General features: G+C 60.1%; 9 protein-coding genes. All 9 read left to right on the top strand.

Annotated elements, in window-relative coordinates; genetic code table 11:
• Window positions 1-681: 681 nt before the first annotated feature.
• The 9 genes from ygjG to BLU64_RS05520 all read left to right on the top strand — a co-directional run bounded on the left by ygjG (window position 682) and on the right by BLU64_RS05520 (window position 15,110).
• Window positions 682-2,097 (top strand): putrescine aminotransferase, encoded by a 1,416-nt coding sequence (gene ygjG / locus BLU64_RS05560; RefSeq protein WP_026741547.1) that lies wholly within the window; start codon window positions 682-684, stop codon window positions 2,095-2,097.
• Between the two features lie 366 nt (window positions 2,098-2,463).
• Window positions 2,464-3,840, top strand: coding sequence for a diaminobutyrate--2-oxoglutarate transaminase (locus BLU64_RS05555; protein WP_074728085.1), 1,377 nt, complete (start codon window positions 2,464-2,466; stop codon window positions 3,838-3,840).
• Between the two features lie 98 nt (window positions 3,841-3,938).
• On the top strand, window positions 3,939-6,038 hold the full coding sequence (locus tag BLU64_RS05550; RefSeq protein WP_026741549.1) for a TonB-dependent receptor: 2,100 nt from the start codon (window positions 3,939-3,941) through the stop codon (window positions 6,036-6,038).
• Window positions 6,039-6,111: 73 nt separating this feature from the next.
• Entirely contained in the window at window positions 6,112-7,896 is a 1,785-nt protein-coding gene (locus BLU64_RS05545; RefSeq protein WP_074728083.1) for an IucA/IucC family protein, read from the top strand.
• The gene (locus tag BLU64_RS05540) at window positions 7,889-9,106 is read left to right on the top strand and encodes a type III PLP-dependent enzyme (RefSeq protein WP_074728081.1); all 1,218 of its coding nucleotides are present in this window, start codon (window positions 7,889-7,891) and stop codon (window positions 9,104-9,106) included. Before BLU64_RS05545 ends, BLU64_RS05540 begins: the two co-directional genes overlap by 8 nt.
• A complete protein-coding gene (locus tag BLU64_RS05535) occupies window positions 9,096-10,526 on the top strand; it encodes a DHA2 family efflux MFS transporter permease subunit (RefSeq protein WP_074728079.1) in 1,431 nt (476 codons plus the stop codon). Before BLU64_RS05540 ends, BLU64_RS05535 begins: the two co-directional genes overlap by 11 nt.
• A 43-nt stretch (window positions 10,527-10,569) precedes the next feature.
• Window positions 10,570-12,432: an IucA/IucC family protein gene (locus BLU64_RS05530; protein WP_074728078.1), complete on the top strand. Its 1,863-nt coding sequence runs from the start codon at window positions 10,570-10,572 to the stop codon at window positions 12,430-12,432.
• Entirely contained in the window at window positions 12,426-13,205 is a 780-nt protein-coding gene (locus BLU64_RS05525; protein WP_026741553.1) for an HpcH/HpaI aldolase family protein, read from the top strand. The genes BLU64_RS05530 and BLU64_RS05525 overlap by 7 nt, the downstream gene beginning before the upstream one ends.
• A gap of 3 nt (window positions 13,206-13,208) precedes the next feature.
• On the top strand, window positions 13,209-15,110 hold the full coding sequence (locus BLU64_RS05520; RefSeq protein ID WP_217630043.1) for an IucA/IucC family protein: 1,902 nt from the start codon (window positions 13,209-13,211) through the stop codon (window positions 15,108-15,110).
• Window position 15,111: the final 1 nt, after the last annotated feature.

Below are 15,111 nucleotides of genomic sequence, written 5' to 3'. Positions count from 1 at the left end.
AACGAGCGCCGGCGTTTCCGTGCGCAAAATGGAGCGGCGTGATGGGAAAAGAGTGTGAAGATGGGGAGTACCAAGTGGTACTGGCATTTGCCCTGGATTTTCCTCTGTGCTTTCATGCGGCGCCCCTCGTTTTCATCGCTAAACCGCTGAAAATCAGTCCCTTGAAGGGAATCATTGTGTGTTGCGGGAGCACATCGCTCGCTCCCTCTGGGCTGCCTGTGGTCATCGAAAACATAACATGACGTTTAAGGTGTTATTTTTTTTTAGATTTTATCGTAATGAATTTTATGATGTTGTCAGGAGAAATATGCTGATATAGCAAGATATTCATTATTATTCCGCGTGCTCATCATTATTTATCCTGTAAATATATTTCTTGAAATCAAATGAGTGACGGGTCATTAAATAACAGTATCGAGATCTCATTTTGCCCTTTATTAGGGCGAGATAAATTATTTTGCACTCAAAGCGTGCAATTAAACTCATTGTGTTTTACCTAAATGTAATGCTATGTATTTTAAGGAAATTTTATTTTATGAATTAAGGATGGTCTTGAGTTGGTTATCGAAAAATACCTTTTATCCGGCGGAAAGTTCAGAAAATAAAGGGGTGGCTAGTTGGCTTGTTTTGTGCATTACTAATAATGGTATCACGTGATACCCGTTTAATAAGGAGCGCATTTTGTCCAGACCCTTTTCTCAACTTAACCCGCTAGAGTGTTCTCAGCAGGCATTAGAATGGATCATGAGCGATACCCTTAGTCAGGAAGATATGGAGACGCTAAATAAAGAAACTCTCGATTCTTTCCGCGATTACGTTAACCCGGGTTTTCTTGAGTATAGAAAATCAGTCACCTCAGACGGAGGTTACGGTGTTGTCGAATGGCGCTCCAACAGCGCCAACACTTTGCTCGACACGCAGGGGAACGAATATCTGGATTGTCTGGGTGGCTACGGTATTTTCAACGTCGGGCACCGTAACCCCACCGTACTGTCCGCAGTAGAAAAACAGCTATCAAAACAGCCGTTGCATAGTCAGGAATTGTTAGATCCGCTGCGCGGCATGCTGGCGAAAACGCTGGCCGCCATTACGCCCGGAAAATTGAAATACAGTTTTTTCAGCAATAGTGGTACGGAGTCTGTGGAGGCCGCCCTGAAGCTGGCAAAAGCCTATCAGGCTCCTCACGGTAAATTCAGCTTTATCGCTGCGAACGGGGCGTTCCACGGAAAATCGCTGGGATCGCTTTCGGCGACGGCAAAGCCGGTGTTCCGCAAACCGTTCATGCCGCTGGTGCCTGGTTTCCACCATGTTCCGTTCGGCGATATCGAAGCGATGAAACAGCAGGTCCAACAATGCCAGCAGGACGGCGAAGGCATTGCCGCGGTTATACTGGAACCTATCCAGGGCGAAGGCGGGGTGATTGTGCCGCCGGAAGAGTATCTACCGGCTGTCAGGGCGCTTTGTGATGAAATCGGGGCGTTATTGATATTGGATGAAGTGCAAACCGGGATGGGGCGTACAGGTAAAATGTTCGCTTGTCAGCACTATGGCGTACAGCCGGATATCCTGTGTTTGGCTAAGGCGCTCGGCGGCGGCGTGATGCCGATCGGCGCGACGGTCGCCACGGAAGACGTGTTCTCCGTCTTGTTTGAGAACCCGTTCCTGCACACTACGACGTTTGGCGGCAACCCGTTGGCCTGTTCGGCGGCGTTGGCGACCATCAATGTGCTGCTGCGAGACGATCTGCCGGGTCAGGCCGCCAAAGAGGGCAAGTTCCTGCTGGACGGGCTGCAAAAACTCGCGGTTAAATATCCAGACCTGATTCTGGCGGCGCGAGGAAAGGGGCTGCTGCTGGCCTTCGAGTTCCAGGAAAACGAAATTGGTTACGCCTTCGCCAGCGAATTGTTCCAGCGTCGCGTACTGGTCGCGGGGACGTTAAACAATGCGAAGTCGGTGCGCATTGAGCCGCCGTTGACGATCACGCATCAGCAATGCTGTCAGATTTTGGCGGAAGCGGAAAGCGCGCTGGAGAACGTGCGGGCGTCATGCGAAAAGGACGCTGAAACGAATTCCGCGAATAGGGAATTTGCCGTGTAATTTTCCATGTAGCACGGGTCGGCCTAGGGCTGTACCGTGACCCAAGCCAGCCTGGAAACAGGCTGGCTTTTTATATGGCAGGCCGCACTAATTTCATTGGCTTATCTATTTTACGCGTATCTTAATCAATTTTTTTAAACATGATTTTGAGACAGCCGCCACAAAAAATGGTTCTTTACACTTCTTACGCGCATTTCTTACCTCACACTTTTTTCATAAAAGTCACTTCATCATCAACATATTGATGGTTAAAGTTCGCCATTTGTAAGGATTTATTCATTTTTACATCAAGAAAATAACACTTGTGTCTTCTAATTGTTAATGATAATCGTTGTCATCCAAAATAATCACAGGAGGTGGTGACGGATGGCACAGCAGCACTTGGCGATTGACCGGCATGTTAATCAAAAAAATTCAGATTTCCTGACGCGCCAGTCGTGGATGGAATCCAACGTGCGCAGTTACCCCAGAAAGTTGCCGCTGGCCATCGCCAAAGCGCATGGCGCATGGGTGACGGACGTTGAGGGCAAAGACTACCTGGATTGTCTGGCCGGCGCGGGAACATTGGCGTTGGGCCACAATCATCCCGAGGTAGTCGCCAGTATTCAAAATTTCCTGCTCTCCGGTTTACCCATGCATACGCTTGATCTCACCACACCGCTCAAAGACGAATTCAGCCAAACGCTGTTGGCGCTGCTGCCCGGCGGCGCGGACAGCTATTGTCTGCAATTTTGCGGTCCCTCCGGGGCAGATGCCGTGGAAGCCGCGCTCAAACTGGCCAAAACCTTCACCGGACGCGGCGGCGTCATCAGCTTCTCGGGTGGCTATCACGGAATGACGCACGGCGCGCTGGCGGTCACGGGCAATACCGGCCCGAAAGATCCGCTACAGAACCTGATGCCCGGCGTGCAGTTCCTGCCTTTTCCCCACCTTTACCGCTGTCCCTTGGGGATCGGCGGGGAAGCGGGCGTCAAGGCTTTGAATCACTATCTCACTGATTTTATTGCCGACGTGGAGCGCGGAATGCCGTTGCCAGCCGCCGTAATTGTGGAAGCGGTACAGGGCGAAGGCGGCGTCAATCCTGCGCCGGACAGCTGGCTACGGACGCTCCGAGACGTGACTCGGCAGTACGGTATCGTCCTGATCGTGGATGAAGTCCAGGCTGGATTCGGGCGCACCGGCACCTTGTTCGCCTTTGAGCAGGCAGGTATCGAGCCAGACATCATCGTCATGTCCAAGGCCGTCGGCGGCGGTCTGCCCCTCGCGGTACTGGGGATCCGCCGAGCGTTCGACGCCTGGATGCCGGGCGCGCACAGCGGCACATTCCGCGGAAATCAGATGGCGATGGCGACCGGGAAAACCACGCTGGAGATCCTGATCCGCGAACGGCTTCCCGAGCAGGCCGCCGCGCGCGGTGTATGGCTGACGCAGGCGCTGACTTTTCTGAAGCAACGCTTCCCCTGCCTGGGGCAGGTCCGTGGCCGCGGTCTGATGTTAGGGATTGAAATCGTGGACGAACGCCTGCCGCCGTCCTCCGACGGCAGTTATCCCATCGATGCGCCGCTGGCGGCGGCGATCCAACATGGCTGCTTCCAACAAGGGCTGCTGCTGGAGCGGGGCGGCCGCCACGGCAATGTGGTACGGCTGCTGCCGCCTCTGACGATTTCACCGGCGGAGTGTGAAATCGCCGTTGCGCGCTTTGAGCGGGCGCTTGGCGAGGCGCTGGCGATCGCCCGCCCATAACGTTTTATACGCGGGCGGCGATGCAGGCCGACGCGACATTTCCGGCACCGTCCCCAGGTCGGGCCGTATTTCTGGGAAAACATCACGAGGTCAATTGAATGAAGGCTCGGGCATTTTATGCGTTAACGCCGTTATTGCTGTGGTCGCAGGCCAATGCGGCGGACAGCGTCGGCAACAATGACAACGAACTGGTGGTGACGGCCACGAGAACGGATACGGAAAAAAAGAACTCGCCGCAGGTCGTCACGATTATTTCGAAAGAACAGATTGAACAGCAGCGTCAGTTGACCTCCGACTCGTCGCAGATCATGAGTAATTTGTTGCCGACGATGGCGCCAAGTCGCCAGAAAATGAGCGGCAGCGGAGAAACCTTTCGCGGTCGTGCACCGCTGATTCTGGTAGATGGCATCCCCCAGTCCAACCCGTTGCGTCCCACGGGGCGTGAAATGCACACCATCGATTTTTCGATGGTCGACCGTATCGAAGTCATCCACGGCGCCAGCGCCAGCAACGGCATCGGCGCGACCGGCGGGGTCATCAATATTATCACCCGGCGCCCCGCGCCGGACTCCTTCAGCCAGCATTTCAGCGTGGAAGCCACGACGCCGACGTCGCAGCTGGAAGGCGACACCATGAACTACAAAACCACCTATGGTTTCAGTGGTCGTCAGGAGTATCTGGATTACCTGTTCTCGCTGAGCTACGAAGATCAGGGCCTGTTTCTGGACGGCGACGATCGGGCGGTGGGGGTCGACAACACGCAGGGCGACCTGATGGACTCTCGCGCCTACGACATTCTCGCCAAGGTCGGCTACTGGTTGGATAACGACCAGCGCGTGCAGCTCAGCTTCAACCGGTATCAGATCAAAGGCAAAATGAACTATCTGAGCGTGACCGGCGATCGCGACAGCGGCATAGCGACCACCTCGGAAAAAGGTCGTCCGGTCGGCGATGCGCCGCAGAACAGCGTCTGGACCACCTCCGCGACCTATGATAACTACAATCTGAGCGGCATGAAATTCAATGCGCTGGTCTATTACCAGAACTATGAATCCCTGTTTGGCGCGGACCGGTCAGCTTCCTTTCAGGATCCTGCGCTGGCTCCGCGCGGCCAGCTCTACGATCAGTCGCGCGTCGTCTCCAGCCGCTATGGCAGCAAACTGGCGCTGACCAAAGACGATCTCTGGGACGACTACCTCAAGGCCACGCTGGGCTTCGACACCCTGTTCGATCGGGGAAAACAAGACCTCTGGCTGACCCAACGCACCTATGCGCCGGAAATGCAGTACACCGATCTGTCGCCGTTCTTCCAGCTGGATATCCAGCCGATTGACTCGCTCAAGCTCACTGCCGGGGTGCGTTACGAATACGCCAAGTTGGATATCGACAGTTTCCGCACCGTCGCGGCCAACAACGGCGTCGATGTTGAAGGCGGCAAGCTGGACTTCGACAAAACGCTTTATAACGTCGGCGCCGTCTGGACCACGCCTTACACGCCGCTGAGCCTGTTCGCCAACTATTCACAAGGATTCGGTATCCCGGACGTCGGGCGTACGCTGCGCGGTATTCGCGCCGCTGGGCAGTCGGTGTCTCAGCTGCCGCTGGAGCCTATCGTCACCGACAACATCGAAGCCGGGTTTCGCGTCCAGCAAGATCCGTTCGACCTTGAGGTCAGCTACTACGAATCCTCCTCCAAACTGGGCGAACGCGTGGTGGACGTGAACGGCACCTACCAGAGCGAACGTCAGAAAACCCGCATTGACGGCATCGAAGCGACGCTGGGCTACAAGGTCAACGACGATCATCGCCTGAAAGTGGGCTATTCCCACATTCGCGGCCGTTACGACAGCGACGGCAACGGCAGTCTTGACGGAAAACTCGACGGTTTGAATGTGCCGCCGGATCGTCTGACCGCGAGCTGGGCCGCCACCTGGTCGCCGAAATGGACGTCCTTTATTCAGGCCAACTATGCGTTCGACCGCACGATGGACGACGCGGAGAAAGACTTCAACGGCTACCTGCTGGTCGATGCCGCGGTGGGCTATGCGCTGCCGCGCGGCAAGCTCAAGCTGGCCGTGGCCAACCTGTTTAACAAAGAGTACATCACCTACTACTCGCAAAGCGCGATTGTGAATTCCGATCGTTACTTTTCCGGGCGCGGGAGGACCCTCACTCTGGGGTACAGCGTCGATTTCTAACTCGCTTTTCAGGATGAAAAAACGCTCGCCACGGTAGCGGCACCCGGACGAACGCACCACTTATGGAGCAGAGATGAATAACCTCGATCACGCCGTCTTATCCAGAATGACGGGCGAAAAAGCGGCCGTACACGGACTGCTGAACTGCCTGATCAAAGAGTTCGCCATTCCGCAGGGCCACGTGCGCTATACCTGGCCCGATGATATGCGCGGCATCCCGCCCGGCGCCTACTTCGACGGCGCTGACTGGCGAGGGGTTCCCCTGACGATCCGGCTGCCGGAGGAACGGGAACTGTTCGTTATGGTTGACCGCCGGGATAGCCTCGGCAGTCAGTATTATCTCTCGGACGTTTACCTGAAAGTGCCGGGCGAATGTTGGTATTGCCCGGCGTTCGACCGCTTTGTCGCGGACTTGCTCACCGCCTGCGAAGCCTGGGCCGGCCACCGCAATCCCGAGCTTCAGGCCCAAATCGGGCAGAGCCAACGGCTGGTGCAAGCGATTGTGGCGCACAACGGTCGTCGCCCGGCGGCTTCGCCTCTCAGCCACTATCTGCTCAGTGAACAGGGCCTGTGGTTCGGCCATCCCAGCCACCCAGCGCCCAAGGCGCGCCTGTGGCCGAGCGCGTTGGGGCAAACGCCGTGGGCGCCCGAGTTTCAGGCCCGTGCGGCGCTGCACCAGTTCGAGGTGCCGAAGGACGGGTTGCACATCGGCGCTAACGGCCTTACGCCTGAGCAGGTGCTGGACGGATTCGCCGACCAGCGCCACGCGCGCGCCGACCGGGCCATCATTTGTATGCATCCGGTGCAGGCAAGGCTGTTTATGCAGGACCAACGGGTGCAGCAGCGGCTGCGCGACGGCGAAATCCGCGATCTGGGCGCCAGCAGCCGGGTCGCCAGTCCCACCGCCTCGATCCGCACCTGGTACCTTGACGATCACGACTATTTCATCAAAGGATCGCTGAACGTTCGCATCACCAATTGTGTCCGCAAAAATGCCTGGTATGAGCTGGAAAGCACGGTGCTGATTGACCGCCTGTTCGCCGATCTGCTGACGCGACAGCCAGACTCGCTGGGCGGTCTGGTGGCGGCCAGAGAGCCGGGCGTGCTGAGCTGGAGTCCCGCGACGGCCAGCGAAAGCGACCGGCACTGGTTCAGGGAGCAGACCGGCGCCATTCTGCGAGAAAATTTCTGCCGCCATACCGGCGCGAAAAACAGCCTGATGGCCGCTACGTTGTTCGCCCGTGGGACGGATCTGCGCCCGCTGCTCCCTCCCTTCCTGCACGCGCACTATGGACATCCGCTCGACGATCACAGCCTGCTGCGCTGGTTCGACGACTACCAGTCGCTGCTGTTGCGACCGGTGCTGGCGCTGTTCTTCAACCACGGCGTGGTGATGGAGCCGCACTTGCAAAATAGCGTCTTGGTGCACTGGCAGGGACGACCGCATCAGGTGTTGTTGCGGGACTTCGAGGGCGTGAAGTTAACCGACGAGTACGGCATGCGGGTGATTGGCGACGAGGTGCATCCCCGCGTTCGGGCCTCGCTGCGCTATTCGCGCCAGCAGGGCTGGAACCGTCTTCAGTACTGCCTGCTGGTGAATCATCTGTCGGAAGCGGTACTGGCGTTGAGCCACGAACGTCCTGCGCTGGCGCCGCAGATGTGGCGGCGGGTGCGTGAACAGCTGAAGGCGATCCTGAGCGAGCTTCAGGCGCCTGCGCCCGAGTTGGAAGCCTTGATTAAGGGCCATCCAATCGCTTGTAAAACCAATCTCAAGGTGCGGCTTTCTGCCGAGGCCGACCGGGCCGCGGGCTACGTGAACCTGCCCGCGCCGTGGCATGAGGAGGGGCGTCGTGACTGAGCTGCCGACCCACGTCGTCGCGGCGATCCGCCGCCTGCAACAACAGGAATCCGACCCGCTGGCGGCCTTCGTCTATGACCTGACCGCGCTATGTCGACACGTGAAGACCGTCACGGCCGCGCTGCCGCCCGGCGTCGAGCTTTATTACGCCATTAAGGCCAACAGTGAGAAGCCGATTCTGGACACCGTCGCGCCGTGGGTCGATGGGTTTGAGATCTCCTCGGGCGGCGAAATCGAGCGTGTAGCGGGTTGCACGACGCCGCGACCCTTCGTCTTTTCCGGTCCGGGCAAGCTCGATGCCGACTTCGATGCGGCGTTGCAGCGCCAGGTGGCGGCGGTGCACGTGGAGAGCCAGCACGAAATCCGCCGCCTGCAACGCTGCGCGCAGCGGCATGGGCGGACGCAACCGGTGTTCATCCGCATCAACCCCCAGCTGTCCGACGGGCTGACCACCAAGCTGGCAATGGCGGGGAAGCCGACGCCGTTCGGCATCGACGAGTCTGAACTGGCGGCGGCGGTCACGGCGGTTGACGATGCCAGCCATCTGCGGCTGCAAGGGTTCCACGTCCATGCCATGTCGCACCAGCTCCAGGCGGAGCGACACCACCAACTGCTGGACTTCTATCTCAGCCGCTGGCCGCGCTGGAAAGCGCTGTCGCGGCAGCCGGAGACGGTGACGCATCTGAACGTCGGCGGCGGTATCGGCGTGGACTACCTCAACGCGGAACAGTTTGACTGGCCGTCGCTGTGCCGTTTTCTGGCGCAGCGGTTGGCCGCGCTGGAGGATGCGCCGGTGGTGCGCTTCGAACCGGGGCGGTTCATCAGCGCCTACTGCGGCTACTACGTCGTCGAGGTGCTGGATGCGAAAGTCAGCCACGGCAAGGGATTCTTGGTCTGCCGCGGCGGCACGCACCAGTTTCGTCTGCCGGTCGCTCAGGGGCACGATCATCCGGTGATTCATCTAACGGAAGAGGAAAGGGCGCCGACGCGCTGGCAGACGTGGACGGTGGTTGGACAGCTGTGTACGCCCAAAGACGTTCTGAGCCGAGACCGTCGACTGGCCGATGTCCGCATCGGCGATCTTCTGGTGCTGCCGATGGCGGGGGCCTACGGCTACAACATCTCTCACGCCGACTTCCTGTGCCATCCGCGTCCGCCGCAGTGGTTTGTGTCCGCCCCCGAAGAGGGCGAGGAGCGTCATGAGCGCTAGCGCCCGCTCTCGTGCGCTGGTGGTGACCAACGTCTTGTTCGGCACGATCACGGTCAGCCTGAGCAACAGCGCGCTCAACCCGGCGTTGCCCGCTTTCATGAACGTGTTCGACGTCGGGCCGCTGCTGGCGACGTGGATCATCGCCGGGTTCATGGTCAGCATGACGATGACCATGCCGCTGACCGGCTATCTTGGTGCGCGCTGGGGACATAAAAGGCTCTATCTCATTGGCGTGACGCTGTTTATGGCGGGGTCGCTCGCCGGCGCGATGGCGACGTCAATGGTCGGGGTGATCGGCGCGCGCGTGACTCAGGGTATCGCCAGCGGCCTGATGATCCCGCTATCGCTGACGCTGATTTTTGCGGTGTTTCCGCGGGAGCAGCGAGGGAGCATCACGGGGATATGGAGCGCCGTGGTGATGCTGGCGCCAGCGGTGGGGCCGCTTTGCGGCGGACTGCTGCTGGAGGCGTTTAGCTGGCGCGCGTTGTTTGCCGTCAATCTGCCGTTCGGACTGTTGGCGCTGCTGATGGGGAGGCGTGTTTTACCCATGACACCTCTGAATACTAAGGCAGCGTTCGATGCCAAGGGCTACGCGCTGATCGCCGCCGGTATCGGTCTGTTGCTGCTGGCGACCAGCCGCCTGCATCCGATCTCCGCGCTGTCTGAACCGCTGAATATCACGCTGCTTACGCTGGCGGCGCTCAGCCTGACGCTGTTCACGCGCCGCGCCTGGGGGAAGGCCGAGCCGCTGCTGAATCTGCGCATGTTCCGGCTACGCGGCTATCGCCTGAGCGTGGCGATCACCGTGATTCAGTCCGTCGGCATGTTTGAGTGTTTAGTGCTGTTGCCGCTGCTGGTGCAGCTGGTGCTGGGCTACAGCGCGATCGACACCGGTCTGGCGCTGCTGTGCACCGCGCTGAGCGCCAGCCTGTTCGGGCGGATCGGCGGCGGTCTGCTGGATCGCCACGGGCCGTCGCGCGTGGTCGCGGCGGGTCTGTTGCTGACCGGTCTCGCGACCTGTGGGCTGGGCCTGCTGGGGCCGCAGAGTTCGCTCTGGGGGGTCTTCGTCCTGATGGTGCTGCGCGGCGCGGGGCTGGGCCTGTCTTATATGCCGGTGACTACCGCCGGATTGAACGTGCTGCCGGATGCGCTGGTAACGCAGGGCGCGGCGATGAACAACATCGCGCGCAGGCTGGCGGCCTCGCTGGCGATGGTGGTGGCCGCGCTCTACCTCGAATGGCGGATGACCGGCACCGGAGCGGCATTGGCGTCCTTGCGATCGTCGGCCATCGGCGAAACGTTTATGGCCACCGGCCTGTTGATTTTTCTGGCGCTGCCGTGCGCTCTGCGCTTCCCCCGCGCGGAGGCGTCGGCGGACGAGGCGGCGGCCTTGCTGGCCCCGCACAGGGCGCCGCGCTGAAGCGAAGGATTTTATTAACCGTCAACGGATAAAGGCAATACTCATGGAGACATCGTTACCCACCGGACAGCATGCGTACGCCGCCGACTGTCAATGGCTGTTGCAGATGGATAAGACGCGTTACCAGCAGGTGGTACAGCGCGTGGTCGGGCAACTGCTGCAAACGCTGTTGTATGAAGAGGTGCTGGCCTTTCGGCGGACGCCGCATGATGGCGGACAATCGCTGTTCGTGATTCAGGGCCGCGACGCGGAAAACCGGCCGGTGGAATATCGTTGCACCGGCCTGTTCAGCGACAGCTTCGACCTGATTCGACTGGACTACGCCAGCCTTCGCCGGTTCGACGGTGACGGTGGGGTCGCGATCCCGTCGCTGCATCAGCTGCTGTCCGAACTGCTGAGCGAGAGCGAAGATCCGGCCTGTCTGGCCCGCTTCGTCCAGGAGCTGGAACAGACGCAACTGAAAGATTTGCAGTCCCGCGCGCAGTCCTGCCCGCCCGTTGCGGAGCCGCATCGGCTGGATTTCGACGCGCTGGAGCGCCACTTCATGGACGCCCACAGCTACCACCCCTGCTACAAATCGCGCATCGGCTTCACGCTGAATGACAACGCGCAGTGGGGACCGGAATTCGCAGAACCGATTGCGCTGGTCTGGCTGGCGGTGGCAAAGGGGCTGGCGTCCGTCAATCATTCGTCGCGTCTGGATTTGGCTAGCTTTCTAAACGAAGAAGTTGGCGAGGCCTGCCGGCGAGTCTGGGCCGAGCGGCTGGAACAGCAGGGAAAACGGCTGGCGGATTACTGGCTGATTCCGGCGCATCCCTGGCAGTGGCGCAACGTGATCCTGCCAGCCTGTCATAGCGAGCTGGTCAGCGGCGAGTTAATTTGTCTGGGGACGACTCCAGACCGCTGGCAGGCACAGCAATCTATCCGCACGCTGGCGAATCGGTCGGTTAGCACTCGGCCTTACGTCAAGCTGTCGCTGAGTATCACCAACACCTCCAGCACCCGAATTCTGGCCCGCCACACGGTCATGAACGGGCCGATCATCACCGACTGGTTGCAGCAGCTGATCGAAAGCGATCAGACCGCGCGTGACTTGAAATTCGTCATCCTCGGAGAAATCGCCGGGGTAAGTCTGGATACCCGTCAGCACCCCGCCAGCCGCAGCGCGCAGACCTATGGCGTGCTCGGCGCGCTGTGGCGCGAAAGCATTCACTCTTATTTGCTGCCGGGGGAGCAGGCGATCCCATTCAATGGCTTAAGCCACGTCGAAAATCGCTATAGCGAAGGGGAGCCGGTTCCGTTTATCGACCCCTGGATACGGCAGTACGGGCTGGAGAACTGGACGCGGCAGATGCTGAACGTCACGGTTTTGCCGATCGTGCATATGCTGTTCGCCGAGGGGATCGGTATGGAGTCGCACGGTCAGAACATTGTGCTGATCGCCCGCGACGGCTGGCCGCAGCGCATCGCGCTCAAAGATTTTCACGACGGCGTACGCTACTCGCCGCAGCATCTGGCGCGGCCGGATCGCTGTCCGGAACTGGCGCCCTTGCCCCCCAGCCATGCCAAAATCAACCGCAATTCGTTCATTCTGACGGACGATGTCGACGCGGTGCGCGACTTCACCTGCGACGCCTTTTTCTTTATTTGTCTGGCGGAAATGGCGATCTTCCTGCGTCAGCACTATGGCCTGGAAGAGTCGCGCTTCTGGCGAATGGCCGCCGACGTCATTCTTGACTATCAGGCCGCGCATCCGCAGCACCGCTCGCGCTATGCCCTATTTGACGTGTTCGCGCCCACCTACGAGGTGGAAGCGCTCACCCAGCGCCGTCTGTTCGGCGACGGCGAGCGCCGCTTCAAAGCGGTGCCGAATCCGCTCTATCCCTTTAGGCCGTCCTCATGCTGAGAGTCAACGCGTTGAAACGCAAGCTGGCGGCGGGAACGCCAGCCTACGGGCTGTTTGCCTCTATTCCCTCGCCCGCGTCGATAGAGCTGATCGCGGAGGCAGGCTTCAACTTTGTGATTATCGACACCGAACATGTGCTGATAAACCCGCAAACGGTGGAGAACATGATCCGCACCGCGGAATCTTATGACCTGACGCCGCTGGTACGGGTCGCCGACGGCAACCCGAAAACCATTCTGCGCCTGCTGGATGGCGGCGCGCAGGGGATCGTGCTGCCGATGGTGGAGCAGGCGAGGCAGGTGCGGGAGGCCGTGGCCGCCTGCTTCTATCACCCCAGAGGCGTTCGGAGTTTGAACGCAGGCCGTCCCGGCGCGTTCGGCAAGACGAGTCTGGCGGAGTACGTTCGCCGGGCCAACCATGAGATCCTGCTGGTCGCGATGATTGAAAGCGGGCCGGGCGTGGCGCAGGCGGCGGCTATCGCCGCCGTCGAGGGGCTGGACATGATTCTGGAGGGCGCGGCGGATCTTTCTCAGTCGCTCGGGATGCCGTGGCGCATCGACGAATCGGCGGTACAGGACGCGCTGACGACGGTATGGCGGGCGGCGCAACAACAGGGCGTGCCCTATTGCGCTATTCCACGCCAGCCGGGCGACCTCGAACGCTGGCGCGCGCGCGGCGTCGGCACATTTGTTCTGGGGGATGAACGTGGCATCGCCTTCCGCGCTCTACAGGCCAGACTGGCCGCCACAATGTCTTCGGATAAAGGAGTCTAAGGAATGGAAACATCACTGTCCTTTCACCGTCTGCGCGCCGAGCAGATCGTCATGCAGGATCTGATCGACTGCCTGCTGGCGGAGCAGTTTTTCGGCGCGGAGGCGCTCACGCTATTGTCGGAAACCGCCTGGCGACAGCAATACGGTCACCCCAGTCCATTGAGCGCCTGCCTGTCTTCGTCAGAGCAGGCGCGCCTGTGGCTGTGGCGCGGCCAACCGCCGGAGGCGATGACGCTGCTGGTGGCGCTCAGGCCGGGCATCACGCAGGCATGGGAGAAAGCGCCGCTATCGGCGGTCTATGTCGGTGATCCTGAAACGGCGGAGTGGCAGGCGCTGTCGCCGGAAGACTTCATGCGCTGGGTCTTCGCCGCTCAGGGCGCATCGGAGCACAACGCGCAGGGACAGCGGCTGTTTCTTGAAGCGCTGGAAACCAGCGTGCAGCAAACGGCGCTGTCGCAGTCACACCGTATCAAGACCGATGAATTGCTGACGCGCGATAATGCGGACTTCTTTCATATCATGGAGCAGTGGGCCTCGCTGCGCGACCGGCCGTATCACCCGACCGCCAAGGCGAAGCAGGGGCTGAATTCACAGGACTATCAGCACTATGTGGCGGAGTTCGCCCGGCCAGTGACGTTGTGTTGGGTGGCCGTCGCCCGCGACTGCCTGCTGTGCGGCGAAGGGATTGAAGATCTCCCGCGACAAACCCCGGCGGACTATCTGTTGACGGCGGACGATCGCCTCCGGCTGGCCCACGAATTGGTGGATCGCGGACTGGACGAAAGTCACGTGGCGCTGCCGGTACACCCCTGGCAGGACGCGCACGTGTTGGATCAGCTCTTGGGCGATGCGTTGCACGATGGGCGCTGCCGTCGGCTGGCGTTTCGATCCGACGGAGCATTGCCGACCTCGTCGTTGCGCTCCATGACGCCCGGTTTCGCCAGCGCGGATTACCTGAAGCTGCCGATGGCGATCTATTCGCTGGGCGCGTCGCGCTATCTACCCGCCGTCAAAATGATCAATGGCAATTTGAGCGAGGCGCTGTTGCATGAGGCGCTGGCGCGTGATGAGGAGCTAAAAGCGCGGTTGTTCCTCTGCGATGAACGACGCTGGTGGGCATTCATGCCGCCGCAGGCGACGCTGTTCGACGAGGCGCCGCGCCACCTGTCCGCGATGGTGCGTCGCTATCCGCCTCAGCTGTTGCAGGATGCGGAGTGCCGACTGCTGCCGATGGCGGCGTTGGGCACGTTATTGCCCGACAGCCGTCGCCACTTCTTCGACGACTGGTTGGCATACCGCGCGCTGCCCGTCGCCGAAGAAAACGTATTGATGCTGTTCGCCGAGTTGTGCCGCTGCTTCTTCACGCTGAATTTCCGCCTGTTTCGGCTGGGGATGCTGGGGGAGATTCACGGCCAAAACGCGGTGCTGGTCTGGAAGGCGGGGCGGGCGCACGGCCTGCTGTTGCGCGACCATGACTCGTTGCGTATCCACGTCCCGACGCTAAATAAGCATGGCATGCAGGACCCGGTCTACCGTCTCAAGCCCGGCAACACCGCCAACACGCTTTATCACCAACGATTGCCGGACCTGCTGTTCTGGCTGCAAACGCTGGGAATACAGGTCAACCTGCGCGCCATCATCGACACGTTGGCCGCCGTCTACGCCATCGCTCCCGCCACGTTATGGCGCACCTTGCGCGCCGAAATCGAGCAGGCTATCGCGGAGGTGATCGTGGAAGCGGATATGCGGGAGATGCTGCACGATTCGCTGTTCGAGCGCGAAACCTGGCCGCAGAAACTGCTGATCACCCCGACCCTCGCCCGCGCCGGCGGACCGGGCAGCATGCCGTTTGGCAAAGGCGAGGTGGTGAACCCGTTTATTCAGCTAGAAAGAGGTCTCCGCTAAC

Source organism: Lonsdalea quercina, from assembly GCF_900107885.1.
In the GTDB taxonomy this organism is placed as follows: Bacteria; Pseudomonadota; Gammaproteobacteria; order Enterobacterales; family Enterobacteriaceae; genus Lonsdalea; species Lonsdalea quercina.
Note: the sequence above shows the minus strand (reverse complement) of the source record. Positions and strands in the feature narration are given on the sequence as shown.